Origin of the sequence: Leeuwenhoekiella sp. H156 (assembly GCF_052218455.1) — a bacterium.
In the GTDB taxonomy this organism is placed as follows: Bacteria; Bacteroidota; Bacteroidia; order Flavobacteriales; family Flavobacteriaceae; genus Leeuwenhoekiella; species Leeuwenhoekiella parthenopeia.
In genome coordinates, this window is the sequence record NZ_CP197499.1 from 1,786,798 (window position 1) to 1,807,816 (window position 21,019).

General features: G+C 42.1%; 23 protein-coding genes. 18 read left to right on the plus strand and 5 right to left on the minus strand.

Annotated features, from left to right (window positions below; translation table 11 throughout):
* Window positions 1-74: 74 nt before the first annotated feature.
* Window positions 75-1,427 carry an exopolysaccharide biosynthesis polyprenyl glycosylphosphotransferase gene (locus ACSSS3_RS07680; RefSeq protein ID WP_442847076.1) on the plus strand — a complete coding sequence of 451 codons (1,353 nt, stop codon included), beginning with the start codon at window positions 75-77 and terminating at the stop codon, window positions 1,425-1,427.
* Window positions 1,405-2,172 (plus strand): glycosyltransferase family 2 protein, encoded by a 768-nt coding sequence (locus tag ACSSS3_RS07685; RefSeq protein WP_442847077.1) that lies wholly within the window; start codon window positions 1,405-1,407, stop codon window positions 2,170-2,172. Before ACSSS3_RS07680 ends, ACSSS3_RS07685 begins: the two co-directional genes overlap by 23 nt.
* On the opposite strand, the gene ACSSS3_RS07690 is transcribed toward ACSSS3_RS07685, so the two are convergent.
* Window positions 2,169-3,461 carry a phenylacetate--CoA ligase family protein gene (locus ACSSS3_RS07690; RefSeq protein WP_442847078.1) on the minus strand — a complete coding sequence of 431 codons (1,293 nt, stop codon included), beginning with the start codon at window positions 3,459-3,461 and terminating at the stop codon, window positions 2,169-2,171. The genes ACSSS3_RS07685 and ACSSS3_RS07690 overlap by 4 nt on opposite strands.
* A gap of 70 nt (window positions 3,462-3,531) precedes the next feature.
* On the opposite strand from ACSSS3_RS07690, the gene purD reads away from it, so the two are divergent.
* Window positions 3,532-4,803, plus strand: coding sequence for a phosphoribosylamine--glycine ligase (purD, locus tag ACSSS3_RS07695; RefSeq protein WP_442847079.1), 1,272 nt, complete (start codon window positions 3,532-3,534; stop codon window positions 4,801-4,803).
* Window positions 4,804-4,871: 68 nt separating this feature from the next.
* Here purD and ACSSS3_RS07700 read toward each other — a convergent pair whose 3' ends face one another.
* Complete coding sequence (locus tag ACSSS3_RS07700) at window positions 4,872-5,087, minus strand: DUF6341 family protein (protein ID WP_442847080.1); 216 nt, start codon at window positions 5,085-5,087, stop codon at window positions 4,872-4,874.
* A gap of 81 nt (window positions 5,088-5,168) precedes the next feature.
* On the opposite strand from ACSSS3_RS07700, the gene ACSSS3_RS07705 reads away from it, so the two are divergent.
* From ACSSS3_RS07705 to ACSSS3_RS07725, 5 genes are read left to right on the plus strand one after another with little or no spacing between them, the layout of a single operon-like run.
* Complete coding sequence (locus tag ACSSS3_RS07705) at window positions 5,169-6,101, plus strand: DUF6427 family protein (RefSeq protein WP_442847081.1); 933 nt, start codon at window positions 5,169-5,171, stop codon at window positions 6,099-6,101.
* A complete protein-coding gene (locus tag ACSSS3_RS07710) occupies window positions 6,053-6,730 on the plus strand; it encodes a hypothetical protein (protein ID WP_442847082.1) in 678 nt (225 codons plus the stop codon). The genes ACSSS3_RS07705 and ACSSS3_RS07710 overlap by 49 nt, the downstream gene beginning before the upstream one ends.
* Complete coding sequence (locus ACSSS3_RS07715; protein WP_442847083.1) at window positions 6,727-7,722, plus strand: DNA adenine methylase; 996 nt, start codon at window positions 6,727-6,729, stop codon at window positions 7,720-7,722. The genes ACSSS3_RS07710 and ACSSS3_RS07715 overlap by 4 nt, the downstream gene beginning before the upstream one ends.
* A 6-nt stretch (window positions 7,723-7,728) precedes the next feature.
* Window positions 7,729-8,343: a DUF4254 domain-containing protein gene (locus ACSSS3_RS07720; RefSeq protein ID WP_442847084.1), complete on the plus strand. Its 615-nt coding sequence runs from the start codon at window positions 7,729-7,731 to the stop codon at window positions 8,341-8,343.
* On the plus strand, window positions 8,344-9,384 hold the full coding sequence (locus tag ACSSS3_RS07725) for a glycosyltransferase family 9 protein (RefSeq protein ID WP_442847085.1): 1,041 nt from the start codon (window positions 8,344-8,346) through the stop codon (window positions 9,382-9,384).
* Between the two features lie 40 nt (window positions 9,385-9,424).
* Here the strand turns inward: ACSSS3_RS07725 and ACSSS3_RS07730 are convergent, their stop codons facing one another.
* A complete protein-coding gene (locus tag ACSSS3_RS07730) occupies window positions 9,425-9,556 on the minus strand; it encodes a hypothetical protein (RefSeq protein WP_442847086.1) in 132 nt (43 codons plus the stop codon).
* A gap of 79 nt (window positions 9,557-9,635) precedes the next feature.
* Here ACSSS3_RS07730 and ACSSS3_RS07735 point away from each other — a divergent pair, with 79 nt between their 5' ends.
* Together ACSSS3_RS07735 and ACSSS3_RS07740 are read left to right on the plus strand one after the other, a co-directional pair.
* Window positions 9,636-10,583, plus strand: coding sequence for an NAD(P)H-dependent flavin oxidoreductase (locus tag ACSSS3_RS07735; protein WP_442847087.1), 948 nt, complete (start codon window positions 9,636-9,638; stop codon window positions 10,581-10,583).
* A gap of 9 nt (window positions 10,584-10,592) precedes the next feature.
* Window positions 10,593-10,733: a hypothetical protein gene (locus tag ACSSS3_RS07740; RefSeq protein WP_442847088.1), complete on the plus strand. Its 141-nt coding sequence runs from the start codon at window positions 10,593-10,595 to the stop codon at window positions 10,731-10,733.
* Between the two features lie 96 nt (window positions 10,734-10,829).
* Here the strand turns inward: ACSSS3_RS07740 and ACSSS3_RS07745 are convergent, their stop codons facing one another.
* Complete coding sequence (locus ACSSS3_RS07745; RefSeq protein ID WP_442847089.1) at window positions 10,830-11,882, minus strand: 2Fe-2S iron-sulfur cluster-binding protein; 1,053 nt, start codon at window positions 11,880-11,882, stop codon at window positions 10,830-10,832.
* A gap of 108 nt (window positions 11,883-11,990) precedes the next feature.
* Here ACSSS3_RS07745 and ACSSS3_RS07750 point away from each other — a divergent pair, with 108 nt between their 5' ends.
* The 3 genes from ACSSS3_RS07750 to ACSSS3_RS07760 all read left to right on the plus strand — a co-directional run bounded on the left by ACSSS3_RS07750 (window position 11,991) and on the right by ACSSS3_RS07760 (window position 14,579).
* Complete coding sequence (locus ACSSS3_RS07750; RefSeq protein WP_442847090.1) at window positions 11,991-13,460, plus strand: DUF5687 family protein; 1,470 nt, start codon at window positions 11,991-11,993, stop codon at window positions 13,458-13,460.
* Window positions 13,461-13,537: 77 nt separating this feature from the next.
* Window positions 13,538-14,251, plus strand: a complete 714-nt coding sequence (locus ACSSS3_RS07755) for an ABC transporter ATP-binding protein (RefSeq protein WP_442847091.1) — start codon at window positions 13,538-13,540, stop codon at window positions 14,249-14,251.
* 43 nt (window positions 14,252-14,294) lie between these two features.
* A complete protein-coding gene (locus tag ACSSS3_RS07760; protein ID WP_442847092.1) occupies window positions 14,295-14,579 on the plus strand; it encodes a hypothetical protein in 285 nt (94 codons plus the stop codon).
* Between the two features lie 240 nt (window positions 14,580-14,819).
* On the opposite strand, the gene ACSSS3_RS07765 is transcribed toward ACSSS3_RS07760, so the two are convergent.
* Complete coding sequence (locus ACSSS3_RS07765) at window positions 14,820-15,956, minus strand: hypothetical protein (protein ID WP_442847093.1); 1,137 nt, start codon at window positions 15,954-15,956, stop codon at window positions 14,820-14,822.
* Window positions 15,957-16,224: 268 nt separating this feature from the next.
* Between ACSSS3_RS07765 and porW the strand changes: the two genes are divergently transcribed.
* From porW to atpB, 5 genes are all read left to right on the plus strand, one after another.
* Window positions 16,225-18,741, plus strand: coding sequence for a type IX secretion system periplasmic lipoprotein PorW/SprE (gene porW, locus ACSSS3_RS07770; RefSeq protein WP_442847094.1), 2,517 nt, complete (start codon window positions 16,225-16,227; stop codon window positions 18,739-18,741).
* Window positions 18,741-19,145, plus strand: a complete 405-nt coding sequence (locus tag ACSSS3_RS07775; protein ID WP_228229252.1) for a bactofilin family protein — start codon at window positions 18,741-18,743, stop codon at window positions 19,143-19,145. Before porW ends, ACSSS3_RS07775 begins: the two co-directional genes overlap by 1 nt.
* Window positions 19,114-19,329, plus strand: coding sequence for an AtpZ/AtpI family protein (locus tag ACSSS3_RS07780; protein ID WP_228229251.1), 216 nt, complete (start codon window positions 19,114-19,116; stop codon window positions 19,327-19,329). Before ACSSS3_RS07775 ends, ACSSS3_RS07780 begins: the two co-directional genes overlap by 32 nt.
* Window positions 19,326-19,724: a DUF6168 family protein gene (locus ACSSS3_RS07785; protein ID WP_442847095.1), complete on the plus strand. Its 399-nt coding sequence runs from the start codon at window positions 19,326-19,328 to the stop codon at window positions 19,722-19,724. Before ACSSS3_RS07780 ends, ACSSS3_RS07785 begins: the two co-directional genes overlap by 4 nt.
* A 90-nt stretch (window positions 19,725-19,814) precedes the next feature.
* On the plus strand, window positions 19,815-21,002 hold the full coding sequence (gene atpB / locus ACSSS3_RS07790; protein ID WP_442847096.1) for a F0F1 ATP synthase subunit A: 1,188 nt from the start codon (window positions 19,815-19,817) through the stop codon (window positions 21,000-21,002).
* Window positions 21,003-21,019 lie beyond the last annotated feature (17 nt).

Consider the following 21,019-nt stretch of genomic DNA (forward strand, 5'->3'; position numbering starts at 1 on the left):
TTTGTGAGTTTAGCGCTTACCGGAAATCTTTTAGTAATTTTAGCCCGTTTGCCCCTTTGGGAATACCTGTATTTATGAACGAAAAATCCATCAGACACAATTACCTGCTGCAGCCGGCCATTGCACTTTTTGATCTCGTTGTCATCCTGGTAAGCGCACTTTTACTGCACTTGCCCACCCGTGCCTTGCTGATATTTTCAGTTTACAGCGTCTTTGCCTGGCTCATTACCACAGTAGGTTTTGGTTTTTATAAAGTGTATAGATTTACTCCGCTGGTACGTATTTTGGGACTTATTAGCCGGCAATTATTTCTTGTTTTACTATACACGCTCTCGTTCTTTGGGATTTTTAACGAAATCGATATAGCGCTAACCGATATTTTCAGTTTTCTGTTGGTTGCTATGATAAGCATCGCGCTTTTTAAAATTCTTGTTTTTAATCTTCGAAAGAAATTTAGAACGCGATTGGGGGCAGATTATGTACAGGTGATTATCATTGGCCGCAATGCAAAAACTGAAAAACTTAAGGATTTTTTCAACTATAATAAGGCCTACGGCTTTAAAATGGTTCAGAATTTTGACCTTAAAAATGAACAGATAAGACTTGACGAGATTCAGCATTTTGTTCTTGAAAAACGAATTGAAGAGATTTTTTGTTCGGTTGCAGAGCTTTCAAACAATGAAATCAAGCAGCTCATTAATTTTGCAGACAATCATCTGGTCAAACTGAAGTTCCTGCCGGACAACAAGGACATCTTCACCAAGAAGATGGATTTTCAGTACTACGGGTATACGCCTATTCTTGCCTTGCGTACGCTTTCGCTAGACTCACCTATCAACCTGTTTTTAAAGCGTTTACTGGATGTTGTAATTTCGGTTTTTGTAATTGTTGGTGTTTTATCCTGGTTAACCCCCTTGCTTGCAGTAGTTATTTACTTTGACAATAAGGGTCCGCTGTTTTTTAAACAATTGCGCAACGGTCTTGACGGCAGGGAGTTTTACTGTTACAAATTCAGGTCTATGGCGGTAAATTCGAATGCCCATGCTCAGCAGGCGAGCCGCAACGATTCACGTACCACGCGTGTGGGTAAGTTTTTGAGACGCACGAGTCTTGATGAATTCCCGCAGTTTTATAATGTGTTGATGGGTAATATGTCTGTAGTAGGCCCAAGGCCGCATATGCTGAGCCACACTATTGATTTTGCCTCACAGATCGATAAATTTATGTTGCGCCATCTGGTAAAACCCGGAATCACAGGTCTTGCCCAAATTAGCGGCTATCGCGGGGAGATCGAAACCAAACATGATATCAAAAACCGGGTGCGCCTCGATATCTTTTATGTGGAAAACTGGTCTATCTTGATGGATCTGCGTATTATCGCTAAAACATTTTTACAGGTCATCTATGGCGATAAAAAAGCCTATTAACGTTCCGCTAATCTCGATTGTAACGCCCTGTTACAACTCGGCTGCATATATTGAAGCGACTGTAAAATCTATTCAAAACCAAAGCATCACAGACTGGGAGTTACTGCTCGTGGACGACGGCTCTACAGATGCAACTCTTGAAATTATAAGCAAACTGGCTGATGCAGATGCGCGCATTTCCTATTTTAAACAGCCTGAAAATTTGGGCCCCGCGTTGGCACGCAATCACGGTATTGAGCTGGCTCAGGGCAGTTACCTAACCTTTATTGACGCCGATGATTTGTGGTTTCCCCGTTTTTTAGAGCGCAGTCTTGAGGCTACAAAGGATCACGCTTTTGTCTTTAGTTCGTATCAACGCCTAGATGAAAATCTGCAGCCCTATCTTTCAGATTTTATAGTACCGAAACGGGTAAGCTATACCGATATTTTAAAAAGCAATTCCATCAGTTGTCTTACGGCTTTTATCGACATTTCGCAGCTTGGAAAAAAGTACATGCCCTTGATTAAAAAGCGTCAGGATATGGGTTTGTGGCTGCAGTATTTAAAGGAAACCGGCTACGCATACGGCATTCAGGAGCCGCTCGCGGTGTACCGAATACGTAAGGGTTCGCTTTCACGCAACAAGGCAGCCCTGCTCAAATACCAATGGCAGTTTTACCGGGAATTTGCAAATTTAAATCCCTTACAATCGGCTTATTATATGGCTTGCTGGGCGTACAACGGCTTTGTGAAATACCGCAATTAAAAACTTCGGGTGAATTGCTTCAGCTTACCGCGCGTGCTTCGGTCCAGGTATTTTTTTTGTTCTATTGTGATACTGACTTCCTGTCCCAGATAATGCAGTAATGCACGCTTTATTTTTTGGAGTTCCGCTTCCGCGAAAGCCTTATCAGCCACATATGCAATCTCAAAGCGATCAGGCTTAGACTGATGAATCACAAATTCCTTGACCGAGCCCGTATCTGAAATGATTTCTTTGGTCACATAGTAAAACGCCAGTGCGGGAATCTTTTTTCCGTCAGGTAACAGTGCATAATCGCCCACACGACCTTCCAGTTTGCTTAAAACCGGCAAGCCATTCTTCAAACTCAAAGCTCCAAGATCGCCTATTTCGTAGCGGATAAAAGGATGCGCCTTATTGAATAGCGCCGTAATCACGATTTTACCCGAAACACCTTCAGGCAACGGCTTATTGTTCTCATCCAGAATTTCCACAAAAATCAGTCTGGAGTCTATCTGTAAATCGCTTTCGGCATTGCCTATTGCAATAATTCCGGTTTCGGAAGCACCGTATTCATTGATAACGGGTACGCCAAACTGGTTTTCAAGCAACGCCAAATCTTCCGGAAACAGCATTTCGGCAGTGACAATGCAGTGGGTAAGGCTCGGGCAAATACGTTTCAGAACCAGATCTTTTTCGGCCAAAAATTTTGCAAACAGCAACAGCGAACTCGTGTAACCGTTGAGGTAGCCGTAAGCCCCGGTTTTAAAACGGCGTATAAAGGTTTCAAAATTTTCGGGCGAAGCGTCAAAAATGGGAAACCGATAGCGATTACCTAAAAAGTCTTTAAACCGCTCTCCAAAATGATCGATACCGCTTTTTGGAATGCCATAAAAACGCGCTTCCGTTAGGCCTATGTCAATCCCCAGCCCGTTATATAAATCCTGAATAGAAGCCCAGGTAAGCGCGTGCGCAAATTTGTCTTTGGCAAAAATAAAGGGATGACCCGACGAGCCCGAAGTTTTGTGTTTGTGAATGTTTTTTTCAGAAAAGTCTTTAGAAAGACGTTTGGAAAGCGGTTGCTGCAAATCACTTTTGGTCAATACAGGCAGGGAATTCCAGTCTGTAACTTTTCCGGCTAAATTCTGGTAAAAGGGATTTTCAGCAAGATGATGCCTTAGGATTTCTGTTTTTCGGGCTTCTGTATAGGCGGAAAAATCCTGTTCTACTTCAGCCTGCAATTGCTGCAATTTGCGTTTTGCGGCGGCGATATTATAGCCGTTAAGGCGCAGACTGAGGTTGGTTAAATTCACAAGACTAAAATTAGTAGGTCAATTTACAAACATTTATTTTTGAGGCTTAATTAATTTTTAAGCTCATCTGATGCATATTCTTATTCTGGGCGCCGGCGGGCGTGAACATACATTTGCCTATAAAATCGCTCAAAGTCCTAAATGTGAAAAGCTTTTTGTGGCTCCGGGTAACGCCGGTACAGCCGGTATCGCGACTAACGTTGATATTTCGGTAACCGATTTTGAGGCGATCAAAAAACTGGTTTTAAACGAAAACATAGATATGGTGGTCGTAGGTCCCGAAGATGCGCTGGTTCACGGGGTGTATGATTTCTTTAAAAATGATAAGGAACTTGGTCACGTTGCGGTAATTGGTCCGTCAAAACGCGGTGCATTGCTCGAAGGCAGTAAAGAACGTGCTAAGGAGTTTATGGCGCTGTACAACATTCCTACAGCAGCTTACGAGAGTTTTAAAGCCGAAAGTCTCGATGCCGGAAAAGCATTTTTAGAAGAGTTGAAGCCTCCGTATGTGTTGAAAGCAGATGGACTTGCAGCCGGTAAGGGTGTGGTCATTCTGAATGATCTCGACGAAGCCAAAGCCGAACTCACCGATATGCTTACCAATAAAAAGTTTGGTGCTGCCAGTGAAACCGTGGTAATTGAAGAATTTCTGGACGGCATTGAACTCAGCGTTTTTGTGCTTACAGACGGTAAAAATTACATTACGTTGCCTACGGCGAAAGATTACAAGCGTATTGGTGAGGGCGATAAAGGCCTGAATACCGGGGGTATGGGAGCGGTTTCTCCGGTTCCGTTTGCAGACGCAGCCTTTATGGAAAAAATTGAAAACCGAATCGTAAAACCTACTATTGAAGGCTTAAAGGCCGAAGAAATAGAGTACAAGGGCTTTATTTTTATCGGACTCATCAAAGTAGGGGACGATCCTAAAGTGATTGAGTACAATGTGCGTATGGGCGACCCGGAGACTGAAGTCGTGCTGCCGCGTATCAAAAATGATCTCGTAGACGTTTTTGAAAAAGTTGCCGCACAAAAACTCGATGAGGTCGAGCTTGATTTAGACCCCAGATCTGCAGCTACGGTAATGCTTGTAAGCGGCGGTTACCCCGAAGCTTATGAAAAAGGGAAGGTTTTAACCGGTTCAGAGACAGTTACAGACTCTTTGGTTTTTCACGCAGGTACCCATCTAAAAGATGGAGAAGTGGTTACTTCCGGAGGGCGTGTGATGGCGGTGACTTCGCTTCACGAAGATTTTAAGGAGGCACTTAAAACATCTTATAAAAACATTGAAAAAATCAAATTTGATAAGATGAACTACCGCAAAGACATTGGTTTTGATTTGTAAAACCAAAAGCATAGAACTAAAAAAGCCCCGTAATTCGGGGCTTTTTTACTATGATAAGGGAACAAAAACTAGCTGTTAAGGTTGTGATGTTCCTGACTGTCAAATTTGTTAAGCTGTATGCACCAGTACACAAACGCAACTGAAACTACAATGATAAACACAATATTAATCAGGTTTGCGGCTACCCAGCTGCTGTCCTGTAATTCACGAATCCAGTCTAAAGGAGCAAAAGCTACATTGACAAAAAAATCCTGAATACCGTAAAATAAATCTTTCAATTCCATAATTGTATACTTTTACATCCTGATTACGAATGCCGCACCCGTTATTTTGAGTTGTGCGTTGCAAAAATAGAAAAAACTACAATGCTAACAAGCTTTTTTGGCGCTTCAAAACCTATAAATTTCGCAGTAATCGTGCTGGGTGTGATTCTGTTTCTCACAGGATATTACACACTTTCAGAATATTACGAGTTAACGGCTCTGGGTATTTTGAGTCGGTTTATGTTTTTATTACTGTATTTGTTTTCGCTGGGGGTTCTCAATTTTGTTGTGAAACGCAACACCCTAACCCGCAGAACGACTTACATTGTATTCTTTTTCGCCTGTTTTACCCTGGCCATTCCACAAACTTTTTTCAATAATGATATGGTCTTGTCGGGCTTGTTTGTGCTTCTGGCTTTGCGTAGAATCATAAGTCTCAAATCTGAAAAAGATCAGAAAAAGAAAATTTTTGACGCCGCATTCTGGATTGCTGTAGCCTCCCTGTTTTTTTTCTGGAGCCTTCTTTTTATAGTGGTACTCTACTTTGCTATTGTATTTTATTCTCCCAATGAATATCGCAACTGGCTGCTTCCGTTTGCGGGCCTGTTTACGGTTTTTATATTGGTGTTAACCTTTAGTCTGTATTATGAAGGAGCTGGGGTTTTTGCGCGTAATTATGTGCAACTGCCAACCTACGATTTTTCGTCTTTTAACAATCTGAGACTGTTATTGCCAACCTCATTAATTCTCACACTGTACCTGTGGTGTGGTTTTCGGTATGTATCGCAGATAAGCGACGTGAGTCAAAAATTAAAGGCTTCCTATCTGCTTACCTTCATCAGTTCGCTGGTTGCGATTTTCATCGCCTTGTTTCTCGCACCGGTGCGTGATGGCAGTGAATTGTATTTTTTATTCGGTCCGCTGGCGATCATCGCGGCCACCTATATAGAAACAAGCAAAAGCTTCTGGTTTAAAGAAATGATTCTTTGGATGGCGTTGCTTATGCCTTTTTGCGCAGTCTGGTGGGGCGCTTAAATCTTGGTCAGCTGGAGTGCGAACTCAAAAAGCGCTGGCTTTATCCCAATATCTGGTATAGAAAACAAAACGATGCCTGGGACCAGCGCAGTGATTTTATCTATGATTTTTGGCAATTTGAAAGCGTTTTGGAACGCATCTCGCGGACAGAAACTTCAGAATTTGACAAACAGGGGTTCTTAAACTATGCGCTCAATCGCTGGTACAATTACTGGAGCGCCCGTGCTGTTGAACAGATTTTTTGCGAGCAACCGGGAGTCGTACCGGCAAAAAATGCCAAAGACCGTCTGGTTGATTTTAGCATAAACGGGATTAATTTTGACCTGAAAACTTCCGTTTTTCCAAAGGCTTTTGATCAGGATCTCGCTTTCGCGAAAGCAAACCCGGCACAGCTCATCAACTGGCTGTATACGCATCAAAGCACCGGCAGGCGCTTTCACCTGGAAAACCGGCTTTTTTTAATCGTGCATCAAGCAGACGGAAGGCATTACCGGTTAAAGGCAGAAATATCCTGGTTGCAAGGGCTTATTGCAGATTATGTGAGTACTTTTGATGCCTCAAAATTAGTTACAGTTTCAACAACCGACTCAAAAACCGTTTTTTCAGATAGCATCTGGGCAGTACGATGAATTATATAGGCTCCAAACATAAACTTTCTTCCTGGTTGCTCAGCAGCATCAGTGACGTGTGTGGGCCTGATTTATCAAGGCTCGTTTTCTGCGATTTGTTTGCCGGTACGGGCAGTGTGGGACGCACGTTTAAACCTTTGGTCAACGGGGTGATCGCAAACGATCTGGAGTTTTACAGCTATGTCTTAAATCGAAATTACATCGGCAACAATGAGCCGGTTAATGCTTCAGCCTATATTGAAGAATTAGAAAATCTCCCACCAAAAGCAGGTTTTATCTTCAATACCTATAGCGAGGATGGAAAAGCGGGACGATTGTATTTTTCAGCCGAAAACGGCAAAAAAATAGACGCGATCCGCACCCAGATTGAAGCCTGGTTTTCGCAGGGCGAAATAAACGAAGACGTGTATTTTTTTCTGTTGGCCAGTTTGCTGGAGAGTGCCGATAAGGTTGCCAATACGGCTTCGGTTTATGGCGCTTATTTAAAAAAACTGAAAAAATCAGCTCAAAACACCTTGATCCTAAAACCCGCCGAGTTTGAAATCTCCCCGGGTGATCATTCGGTTTACAACCAAAACAGCAACGAACTCATCAAAGCTATTTCGGGCGATATTTTATACCTCGACCCGCCCTACAACGCACGGCAGTATGGCGCCAATTATCATGTGCTCAATACTATCGCAAAAAAAGATACCTTTGTACCCAAAGGAAAAACCGGGTTGCGGAGCTATAAAAAAAGTGCTTTTTGCAGCAAAATTGAGGTCGCAACGGCATTTGAAGAATTGATTAAGCAGGCCGATTTTAAAACGATTTTCCTGAGTTACAATAATGAGGGCTTAATGCCTGCCGAAACCGTAAAAGCGATTATGCAGCGGTATGGCAAATACGATTTGGTCACCACATCGTATCAGCGTTTTAAAGCCGACAAGACCGAAAACCGCAATCATAAAGCAACCGGTACAACCGAATATTTACACATATTAGAAAAATAACCAGCCATGATTACACATACCGCAAAACGTATATTTGAGCGCGCTGTAGACGATTACCACATTAAAGACCGCGTTGATCAGCCTTTTGACAACCCGTACGACACCGATGTTGACTTTTTAGAGCATTTGCTCTACCGCAAAGCCTGGATCGATACGGTGCAGTGGCATTATGAAGACCTTATTCGCGATCCGCAAATCGATCCCGTTGATGCGCTGGAGCTCAAGCGAAAAATCGACGCTTCAAACCAGGATCGTACCGATATGGTGGAGTATATAGACAGCTATTTCCTGAAACTGTATCGCAATATAGAGCCTAAGGATTCGGCAACCATCAATACCGAAAGTCCGGCCTGGGCGCTAGACCGTCTCGCGATTCTCACCCTAAAAATGTACCACATGGAAGAGGAGGCTAACCGCGAAGATGCCTCAGACGAGCACAAAATCGCCTGTCAGAACAAACTCGACGTGCTTATCGAGCAGCGTGTTGATTTATGTACAGCGATAGACACGCTGGTGCGCGATATCGAAAACGGTGACAAGTATATGAAAGTCTACAAGCAGATGAAAATGTACAACGACGAGGAACTCAATCCTGTGCTGCGCAGCCAAAGCAAGAAGTAAATGCCGGTTGCCCAAAATCCCCATATTCTGTGCATACGCCTTTCAGCAATGGGGGATGTGGCGATGACCGTACCCGTATTAATCGCCTTGACACGTACCTATCCCCATTTGGAGATTACGGTGGTGTCAAGGCCTTTTTTTGCGCCTTTTTTTGAACCGCTGGAGCGTGTGCATTTCTTTGGTGCAGATGTTAAGGGCAGGTATAAGGGAGCCGTTGGGCTCTATAAACTGTATAAAGACCTGGATCCCGCCCGGTTTACTGCGATTGCCGATTTGCATAACGTGATCCGCTCTAATGTACTAAGGTCTTTTTTTCGCTTACGCGGAAGTAAATCGGCACAAATTGATAAAGGCAGGGCCGAAAAGAAAGCTTTAACCCGGGAGATCAATAAGGATTTCAGAGCCTTAAAAAGCACCCACGCGCGTTATGCCGAAGTCTTTGAAAGCTTAGGATACCCCGTGCAACTAACCGGCAGCGAATTCCTACCAAAACAAGCTATTACCGACAGTATTCGGGAGCATATAGGTCACGAACCCTACAAATGGCTGGGCGTCGCGCCTTTTGCGGCACACGCCGGTAAGCACTATCCACTGGAGTTAATGGATGTTGTCCTGTCCCAATTGAACCGTGAATCCTATAAAATCATCCTGTTTGGCGGTGGGGCAGAAGAGACTCAAAAGCTACAATCTTTTGCTGACAAGTATCCCAACTGCGTTTCGGTTGCGGGTACATTCAGCTTTGCTGAAGAACTCGCCTTGATTTCCCATCTCGACGCCATGCTGGCGATGGATAGCGGTAATGGCCATCTTGCCGCGCTTTTCGGCATTCCGGTAGTTACGATTTGGGGCGTGACGCATCCGTATTTGGGTTTTACGCCCTACGGCCAACCTCCCGAAAATCAGTTAGTGGCAGACCGCGAGCAATTTCCGGCGATTCCCACTTCGGTTTATGGCAATAAAGTCCCTGCAGGCTACGAGAAGGCGATGTACAGCATTAAACCGCAACAGGTAGTTGATCGTATCAAAACGGTTTTAGCGTAAACTATCCAGTACAGGTAATCTCTTTTTTTACTTCCGATTATCAGATTTGGGCGTGACCCTGCGGGTCGGGCCTGCCTTTGCCGTCAGGCAGGCTATCCGCTACAAGTTTATGCCATTTGCAATAGGCATAAAGCTTTCCGCTACTATCCCTCACGCGGTTTGCAACTACCATTTTAAAAACTGCTTTTTAATACGCTTTTAAAACAGGAAAGCTGATTAAAAAACTAACTTTAGAAATCAATTAGTTGACCATGAAAGCATCCCTTACGCAGTTACTCCATATTCAGCATCCCATTATTATGGCGCCTATGTTTCTCGTGTCAAACGTAGCCATGGTTAAGGCAGCTATGCAGGCCGGGATCGCAGGCTGTATCCCGGCGCTCAACTACCGTACTTTACCTGAATTACGGGAAGCAATTAACGAACTTAAAGCCGCAAAAGCAGATGGGGGAGCTTTTGGCTTTAATCTCATTGTCAATAAATCAAATACCAAATACCCCGATCAGTTGGCAGTTTGCTGCGAACTGGGTTGTGATTTCATCATCACTTCCCTGGGTAATCCCAAGCAGGTAATTGAAGAAGCGCATAAAAAAGGCATTCTGGTGTTTTGCGATGTGGTCAATCTGGAGCAGGCCAAAAAGGTAGAAAGCCTGGGCTGCGATGCCATTATAGCCGTAAATAACGAAGCCGGCGGCCATCGTGGAGACATTTCGCCCAAAAAACTAATCGAAAGCCTCAATGCAGCGGTAAAGCTTCCTGTGATTTCTGCAGGCGGGGTAGGAACCCGTGCAGACCTGGAAGAAAAAATGAGCTATGGAGCAGCCAGGGTGAGCATCGGGAGTCCGTTTATTGCATCAGAAGAAGCGGGGGTTTCGCAGGAATACAAGCAAGCCTGTGTAGATTATGGGAAACAGGACATTGTGATGACCCAAAAGATCAGCGGTACACCCTGTACGGTAATCAATACGCCTTATGTGCAGGAAATAGGCACCGAGCAAACCTGGATTGAAAAGCTGCTCAATAAAAACAAATGGCTTAAAAAGTATGTAAAAATGCTCCGCTTTTTAAAAGGAACCAATATGGTGACCAAAGCCGCCACCGAAGCCACCTATAAAACCGTCTGGGTCGCCGGCCCCACCATTGAACATACCAAAGCCATTGAACCGGTAGCAAAAATCATTGCGCGGTTTACTAAATAATAGCAAACTATGAAAGCAAACGACTTAACTCCTAATGAACCTGAACCATCTGAAAGCTATAAAGCGATGATGGATGAGATGTTGTTGAAACATAAAGAAGGTAAACTGGAGTATACACCTGTAGAAGAGGTTTTAAAGAAATATTCCTAACAAAAAAATCCTCACCCATTTCAAAAATGGGTGAGGATTAATTTTTTTAAAGCGCAGCTTTGCAAATTCCCTCTTCGGGGGTTAGGGGGCTTGGCTCTATACCTCGTCGTAATCAACTGTAAGCGTTGCTGAGGTAGCCAAAGCCTGGCAGGTCAGGATCAGACCTTCTTCAACCTCATCATCGGTAAGGATTTGGTTTTTGCGCATTACTGCGGTGCCTTCGGTAATGCGGGCAATACAGCTGCTGCAAATACCTCCCTGACAGGAGTGCGGCGCGTCAATATCGTGCTCTAAAGCAGCGTCAAGAATAATTTTATCCTGAGGAATTGTGAATTCAAATTCTTCATCGTCGCAGATGATTTTTACCTGAGTTACTCCGTCAAGGGCTTCAGCGATCTCATCCCCGTCATCAGAACTGGTAAAAAGTTCAAATTTCACCTTATCGTCTGCAACTCCGTTTTCTTTTAAAACGCCTTTTACACCATTGATCATTTCTTCAGGTCCGCAGAGGAAAAACTGATCAAAATCGTGCGATTTGAATTTGTTTTTCAGCACAAAATTGACGGTAGCTTTTTCGATTCGGCCAAAATGCGCATCGGTTTCCTGCTTACGACTGTATATAAATTCGATAAACAAACGCTCGGGGTACTTCAGCTGTAATTCCAGCAATTCTTTGTGGAAAATCGTCTCTTCAACGGCTCTGTTTCCGTAAGCCAAAACAAACCGACTTTTAGGCTCCTGCTCCAATACGGTTTTAAGGATGGAGAGCACCGGTGTGATTCCGCTTCCGGCAGCAAAGGCTGCGTAATCCTTCTGATTTTCGGGATTGGTTTCTACGATAAATTTTCCTTCCGGTGGGTGTACTTCAAGCGATTCACCAACTGTAAGTTTGTTATTGGCAAGTACGGAAAACGTTCCGCCTTCAACCTCTTTCACGGCAACTTTCAACATTCCGCTTTGCGGTGTAGAACACAGCGAATACGCGCGGCGCACTTCTTTACCGTCAATTTGTGTTTTAAGGGTGATGTACTGGCCGGCTTTAAAGCTGAATTCCTCTTTTAAGTTTTGAGGGACTCCAAAGGTGATGCTCACTGCTTTATCGGTCTCGCGGGTAATATCTTGTATGGTTAGTGCGTGAAAATCGCTCATAGTTCAAAAAATTTGGGCAAAAATACGAAGCACAGGCGTTTTGCGCTGTAACAATTCTATAATTTTCGCACTAATGCGGTGACAATACGTTCAAAAAAAGGCAATACAATGATCAAACACTTTATCAATCTGGAATGGAAGAGCTTTTTTAGATCTGCAGCTTTTCAAACCAATCTGGTACTCAAAATATTTATGGCCCTCGGGGCGCTGTATTTTATAGGTCTTTTTACACTTGCGGGTGTCGGAGCCTATTTTGGTCTTGAGGAAGCAGGTTATGAACCGCTGCAAACGCTTAATAAGTTTATGATTTATTATGTGCTTTTCGACCTGATCATTAAGTATATGCTGCAAAAAATGCCGGTGGTCAATATTAAACCTTTGCTTTTATTGCCTTTTAATAAGTCTAAGATTGTAGATTTTGCGCTGGGCAAAACCATGCTGTCGTTTTTTAACATAGTACACGCGTTTTTCTTTATTCCGTTTAGTGTGGTGTTGCTGGCGCAGGGTTATGATCCGCTGCACGTGATTACCTGGCATTTGGGGATGATGGCGCTTATTTATGTAAACAATTTCATCAACGTGTTTCTCAACGATGCGATGGCTTTGGTTGTAGGTTTGGGGTCAGTCATTCTGGGACTTGGAGCCCTTCAGTATTACGGGATTTTTGACATCACGCCGTATGTAGCACCCTTTTTTCAGGGATTGTATGACACGCTGTGGATGTTTGCCATCCCCGTAATTGCTGCAATCGCGCTATATAAAGTCGCTCACGGCTATTTTCTGAAGCGCCTGTATCTGGATGCCGGTTTGGCCGTAAAAGCTCAAAAAGCGTCAACCGAAAATCTGGATTGGCTCGATCGTTTTGGGAAAACCGCAACTTTCTTAAAAAACGACATCAAACTTATTAAGCGCAACAAGCGGTCTAAAACTACTGTGATTATGAGCGTGGTATTTTTGTTTTACGGTTTGCTCTTTTTTACCGGTGGTATTGAAAGTTACGACAACCCGTTTATGAAGATTTTTGCCGGAATTTTCGTTTCCGGAGGTTTTCTGTTCAGTTTTGGACAGTTTGTACCCAGTTGGGACAGTGCCTATTATCCGCTGATGATGACGCAAAACATCAAATACCAGGAATATTTAAAGTCTAAATGGATGCTGGTTGTTTTGGCAACGGCGGTGTCAACTATTTTAGGTTTGGGCTATCTGTATTTTGGTTGGGAAGCTTATGCCGCTGTTTTGGTAGGCGGAATTTACAATATGGGCGTAAATGGACACGTGGTACTCCTGGGTGGCGCATACATCAAAACGCCCATTGATTTGACCAGCAACAAAAAAGCATTTGGAGACAGTTCGGCATTTAATGTGAAAACCCTGCTGATTACAATTCCTAAACTACTACTGCCAATCGCTTTGTACGCTATCGGGCATTTTACGCTAGGTCCCGTATTTGGTTATGCGCTGGTCGCTTTAGCCGGTGTCGCTGGCTTTGCGTTCCGGGATTTTATGTTCAAAAAAATCGAATCGGTTTATAAAGCGGAAAAGTATAAAACCATAGCTGCGTATAAGCAGAAAAACTAATATCCCATCCTAACCCTTCCCTCCCGATAACTATCGGGAGGAGGGAAGTTTAAGCAACAATTAAGAAAATTAGTATTATGATCCATATTCACAACTTATCGAAGACCTATAGCGGCGTAACTGTTTTAAATATCGAAGAACTGCATATTCCTAAAGGCGAATCTTTTGGCCTTGTGGGGAATAACGGAGCCGGAAAGACCACGCTTTTTAGCGCGTTATTGGACCTGATTCAGCCTACAACGGGTTACATTCAAAATGGCGAAAGCAAGGTTAATGAAAGCGAAGCCTGGAAATCGCACACGGCTTCCTTTATTGACGAAAGTTTCCTGATTGGGTATCTTACGGCTGAAGAATATTTTTACTTTATTGGCGAACTGCGCGGGCAAAACAAGGCTGATGTGGATGCTTTACTCGCCGGGTTTACTGACTTTTTTAATGATGAAATCCTCGGCAAACGCAAATATTTACGCGATTTGTCTAAAGGAAACCAAAAGAAAGTAGGCATTGTGGCTACGCTAATTGGCAATCCCGATGTAATTATACTGGACGAGCCTTTTGCCAATCTCGATCCTACGACACAAATTCGCTTAAAAGGTATTATTAAAAAACTGGCAACTGACCGTGACATTACCGTGCTGGTCTCAAGCCACGATCTCATTCACGTAACCGAAGTCTGCGAGCGTATTGTAGTACTCGAAAAAGGGAAACTGGTAAAAGACATCAAGACTTCTGAAGCAACCCTTAAAGAACTGGAGGCGTATTTTAGTAAAGAGGAGCCCGTGGTGGAGTAGTAGATAACCTACTAAAATTTTGAAGCAATAATAAATTTCAGTTTTGAAGAAGTATAAGCCTATTTTGTTGACATTAGCATCATATGCTTCAATGTATATTTTTATTTTAATATCTGCGAATAATCACACTAATGATGATTTAATTCTTTTCGCTTCAGGAGGGTTTTTAATTATGAGTTTAATTTTGACTTTGATGGCGGCGATTTTAAGTATCAAGCGGTTAAAAAATAAATTAACTTTTAAGGCTGGAATTTTAGGTCTTATCATGAGTTTAGCAATACCTATATTTATACTAAATGTTCTAATTGTAAGCTCTCCAACCTTTTGAATAGAAATAAATAATTATGGGATATAGAAGTGTTCAAGTATTTGGAGGCTTTATTTTATGGGCAAGTAAATTGTTCAAGGGGAGCTATAAAAAATGTATGGATTATCCAAATTCATTTCTAATTGGTTGTCTCGTGATTTTAATAATTGCTTCAATGGTTATGCTATTAAGAACTGGAAGCGTATTTTAGTAAGGATGAACCTTTGGTGTAGAAGTCTGATAATTATCTGCCTAGTAACACTATTTATTTATATAAATAAAACTGGGAAAGTTTTGTAATTCAGTATTTGCAAGAACAGTTGCATTCTTATCGACGAAAACTACGCCATATTTATATTCATCGGAAGTAGTATAATACTGGTAGGTAATTACTGCAATCTCATTTTGAAGTTCGACTTCAGACCGAATAATGTCCAAATTCGTAGGTCCTGGTAAATCAGTAAGGCTTTCAATTAAATTTTGAATATCAAAATAGGTCGTTTCACCTGTTGAAAAATTAAGAATTCCCGGGATGTAGCCGTAAGTTGAACGGTTATTTACTCTTATTTTTGAACTGCTTATAGTTCCCAGGTTAAATTGATCTGAAGCAATTAATAAATTATTATTACCCTCATATCTCGTTTTATTTGTTGTAAAATCGATTATTTTAAAGCTGCCATTTTTTTGCATGGCTAGATTGGGAGCATCAGCCACAAAGAATAGATACCCACTTACATTGATAGTCTTTAATATGGTAAGTGTTGACCATTCATAAATGTCTATGAATTTTGAGGGCTCTCCATTATCTTGCCTTTGGTCGTAGTCAAGATAACCATAGAGTAAATACTTCCCTGAGATGGTAAGTGTAGACGAGCCTAATCCTTGTTGATTTTCGGTATATGCGGAACTTTTTATGACATTCGATTTATAATCATAAGAAGTTAAGTTCCATTGGTTCTCAACGCTGTTATAACTAAATCCGATAGTTTTTGACCCTACCGTTACGCTGGGTGTATAATTAGAATCTGGAACAGTTTCGGTATTGGAAATAGCAATTGTTTTATCAATTCCGTTCGTATTTAAATTTTTTATTGCCAGATATGTTTCTTCCAGATTGTTAGACTGAAAACTCAAATATTCATTTAGAATCTTGACACCCTGAAATTTGTTGGTCAAATTAAGCTCTTCGTTCAAGTTTTTTGGATTGGAGGGATCCTCTGCTCCTTTTTCCAAGTCGTTCTGAAAATAGGTATATGTATCAGTACCGTCAATACTTTGAGAACTTATTACAGTAACTTTAAACGGAAATCCCATTTCAGCAATTTGTTCCGTTTCATCAGAGTCATTAGAACAAGACAAAGCGACAAGGCTAATGAAGAGTAGTTGTAATTTTCGCATTAGTAGAAAAAAAATTAAGCGCTCAAATTGAGACATTGATAAAAATGCGTAGGGAGATTGGTAATTTCGTGAAATATAACAATTCGTTTTTAATAATAAATCAGTTAAATGGCTGTCTGTTTAAACTAAATGGATTAAGTCATTCAAAATTTTCAGCTTAAAATTATTTTCCACGCTTTTTAACCCCTTCATACTAATTTTGCTACTTTGCAGTTATTGCTTAATAATCAACTAAGATTTGCAGACTTCGGTACAAAAAATACTTCTCGTGGCCTTACTTCTCGCCGTTTTGGCAGGATGTTCCCGTAAGAAAGATAAATTTCTAAGTAGAAATTTTCACGCGATTACTGCAGAGTACAATACGCTGTTCAATGGCAGGCAGGCTTTTGAGCAGGGACGTGACGCGCTTATTGAGGGCTATCAGGATAATTTTTGGGAGATTTTACCTATAGAACGCCTGGACTCTCCAGACTTTATACCGCTTCCCGGTGAAGCCGTAGATCCCAGTTTTGAGCGTGCCGAAGAAAAAGCCATAAAAGCCATACAAAAACACAGTATGGAAATAGACGGCACCGAACGTAATCCCCAGATTGACGAGGCGTTTATGCTTTTAGGTAAAGCCCGATATTACGATTTGCGCTACGTGCGTGCACTTGAGGCTTTTAATTATATTCTGGCGTATTATCCCGCCAGCAATAACATTGCTCAGGCCAAAATCTGGAAGGCCAAAACAAATTTGCGCCTTAATAACACCAAAATTGCAATTGAAAGTCTGCACAAGCTTCTTGACGAGGAAGATGCTTTAGACCAGCAGGATTTTGCTGATGCTTCGGCTATGCTGGCTCAGGGTTATATTGAAGAAAACCGGCTGGACAGCGCTTTGGTCTATATTGAAAAGGCCGCTTATCTCACCCGTAAAAACGAAGAGAAAGGCCGCTATTACTTTATAAAAGGGCAATTGTATGACCGCGTAGGTCAACCGCTGCTAGCCAATGCCAATTACGATAAGGTAATTGACCTGAATCGCAAGTCGCCACGCAGGTATATGATCAATGCGTATGTAAATAAACTGCGCAATTTCAATTATGAAGGTCAGGATCCACAGCTTGCCTTCAATCTTTTGACAGACCTGGAAGAGAATCGGGAAAACAGACCTTATTTGGATATCATTCAGCATCAGTTTGCTCAGTTTTACCTCAATGTAGGACAACAGGATTCGGCAGTTTCTTATTTCAATAAATCCATTCGTGCCAACAGTCCAGATGACTATTTGACCTCTCGTAATTACCTGAGTCTTGGCGATCTCAATTTTGACAATTCAGAGTACCTCATTGCAGGGGCCTATTATGACAGCACGCTTACTTTCGTACCCGAAAATACCCGGGAGTACCGCCGTATCAGCAAAAAGCGCGAGAATCTCAATGATGTGATTCTCTATGAAGGCATTGCCACACGCAACGACAGTATTTTAAATCTGGTGCGCATGAGTGATGCAGAGCGCACAGCTTATTTTGAAAATTACATCACCTTGCTCAAAGAAAAACGGGCAAAAGATTCTATTGCTTCAGAAATTGCAGAGGCTACTTTGGCAAATAATGAGTTTTTTGTTGCGGATAACAGCAATGGGCCTCCTCAGGGCGGAAGCTTTTACTTCTACAACCCAACTCAGGTTACACAGGGAAAACTCGATTTTAAAAACCGCTGGGGTTCGCGTCCTAATGAAGATTACTGGCGTATCTCAACCAGACTCGGCGTCTTGCCAGACGAAGCTGCGACTGCCGCTCAACAGGAAGATCAGGACTTTGGTGATGACAAATTGTATTCGATAGATAGTTATGTGAGCAAAATACCAACTGCCCCGGCTGCTGTAGACAGCATTCAAACCGAACGAAATTTTGCATATTACCAGCTGGGTTTAATCTATAAGGAGAAATTAAGCGAACCCGTTTTAGCTATTCAGCGGCTTGAAAACCTGCTTGCCAGTAACCCTGAAGAACGCTTAATCCTTCCGGCGAAATACAATTTGTACCAACTTTATGAGTCTGAAGGCGACACATTCAACCGGGACAAGTATAAATTCGATATTCTTCAGAATTACGGTGATACCCGTTACGCCAGCATTATTAAAAATCCAGGTAAGACCCTTGAGCAGGATCAATCTAGTCCCGAAGCCGTTTACAACAGGTTGTATAAGCAATACGAAAATCAGGAGTACGAGGCGGTAATCGCTAAATCTCAGGATTACATTGATGAGTTTGCCGGTGATACTTTCGCGCCAAAATTTGAACTCCTAAAAGCGCTGGCAACCGGTAAGCTTAAAGGCCTTGATGCCTGGGAGGAAGCGTTAAATTATGTTGCGCTCAATTATCCCAATCAGGACGAAGGTAAACGTGCCAAAGAATTACTGGAAAAGGGATTGCCGGCCGTTAAAAGTTCAGATTTTATTGCCGATGCTGAAGCTTTCAGCTTTAAACTGCTGTATCCTTATGTAAAAAATAATCACCCCGAAACGCGTAAATTGAAAGACGCTGCACAAGCCTTTTTGAGTCAGCAGTCGCGTAAGGATTTGAGTGTTTCAGTAGATGTTTATGATGAAAACACCGAATTTTTGGTTTTTCATGGTTTTGTTTCTGCTGCCGAAGCTTTAATTTTTTCAGAAATGCTAAACCGCGAAAAAATCATTGGGATAAGGGAAGAAGAACCTGTTGTTATAAATTCGCAAAATTATCGAACCATTCAGATACACAAGAATCTGCAAGCCTATAAAAATCTAGAAACGAAGTGATGAGAAAAGATAAAGGAAGAACCGAAATCGAAGACGGAAGTAAGCAAAACCGAATCAGTAAAGGAACTTCTATCACCGGAGAGATCAAATCTGAAGGTGATTTTAGAATTGACGGAAGCCTCGAAGGAAAGATGGAAAGCACCGGTAAAGTTGTCATTGGTAAAAACGGAATGCTTAAAGGCACACTCATTTGTAAAGAGGCAGATCTTGAAGGTACCGTTGATGGTACTCTGGCGATAGAAGGATTACTTAACCTCAGAAGCTCGGCTGTGGTGAAGGGAGAGGTGACCACCGGGAGACTTTCGGTAGAGCCGGGAGCAGATTTTAATGCAACCTGCGTTATGGGAACCGGGGTTAAGAACTTAACAGACGATGTCAAACAAGAAGCCGGAAAGTCCGCTTAAAAGCTGGGCCAAATTTTCTACTATTGCGATCCAGATGGGATTGACGATTTACCTGGGTAATCTTCTCGGAGAATGGCTCGATCGCAAATTTGAAACCCAATTTCTGGAGCCCTTAGTTTCACTCCTTGCCGTTTTTCTGTCTATGTATGTAATTATACGCGCCGTAAAAAGCCTCAATTCATGAATCTTAACAAACGCTTACTAAGCAACGCCGCCTTATTACTGGTGACAGGTGTTGTCGCTTACTTTTTGCACAGTGGTTTGCTGCAGGTGCTTGACATAGAGCTGCCTTATAAATTGCTTAATTTCTACCTGTTTGCGGGGATTAGCAGCCTTATCATTTGCCTCACATTTATAAGCCTTCCTGCGTTGGTTCCGGCATTTTACGACAAGTTGGGCTTTATTTTTTTATTCACAATTTTTGGCAAACTGCTTTTTATGGGATTGGTGTTTAAAGATTTGCTGTTTCAGGAAGAAGTTTTTACACGTTTGCAGCGGCTTAGCATGTTGATACCCATATTTATATTCTTAATTTATGAGGTATTACTCCTGACCAGGATATTAAATAAAAAAACCTGATTTTATATTTGCATAAAAAAGGTGCTATTGTGAATAAAATGATTAGTTTTGCACCAAATTTTAGCAAGCCTGATTTTTTAAAAAATTATAATGAAGATAAGTTCTTTACGCATTCATTTTCTAGCTGTTATCAGTTTTTTATTGATAGGATCTTTTGCAAGCGCACAAGAGCATAGTGTGGCAGAAGCTAATGATGAGGGTCCTGTAGACACGCAGAAGGAAATTACAGATTATACCAATCATCACCTCAAAGATTCTCACGACTTCCATTTGTTCTCGTACACAGATGCAGCGGGAGAGCGTCAGCACTTTGGGTTTTCTTTGCCGGTAATTGTTTGGGCAAGTAATGGCCCCGTGGCCTTTATGTCTTCAGAGTTTCACCACGATATTGATGGTGAGGTAGTTGTTGAGGCAGGAGGAAGCCGTTTTGTGAATCTACACGACAAAATTTACGAATTAGAAGAGGGTGCAGAAGAAATCGTTATGGGCGAAGATCACCATCCGGTTAATGCGCATCATCCCTTCGATTTATCGATTACTAAAAGTGTTTTCGGGATTATCCTGGTTGGGCTGTTGTTGCTTTTCTGGTTTGGTTCACTTGGAAGACAATACAAAAAGAAAAATATCCCTACCGGTTTTGGCCGCGCTTTAGAGCCGTTAGTGATTTATGTGCGTGACGAGATTGCCCGCCCCAACATTGGTGAGAACAAGTATCGCAAGTACATGAGCTTTTTGTTGACAGTGTTTTTCTTTATCTGGGTTTCAAACCTATTGGGGATGACGCCTTTTGGGTTCAACATCACCGGTCAGATTGCAGTAACCGTATGTCTTGCACTATTCACTTTTGTAATCGTGCAGTTTAGCGGAAACAAAGATTACTGGAAACATATTTTCTGGATGCCCGATGTACCGGTTATTATGAAAATCATACTTATTCCTATTGAACTTTTAGGAATCTTAACCAAGCCTTTTTCCCTGCTTATACGTTTGTTTGCAAACATCACTGCCGGCCACGTAGTGGTAATGGGTTTAATTGCTTTAATGATCACATTAAAAGCCCAGTTTGGCGCTGTAGGTTCTACAGGACTTTCTCTTGTACTTACGCTCTTTATCTCGGTTATTGAAATATTAGTTGCATTCTTACAGGCATTTATCTTTACGATGCTATCGGCCCTGTTCATTGGTATGGCGGTTGCAGAACACGACCATCATCATGAGCACGATGCCGAAGGTCATGAGATTGACGATGTGGAGGATGTGAGAGAAAGTTTTGTTTAATTTTTAAATCAATTGTT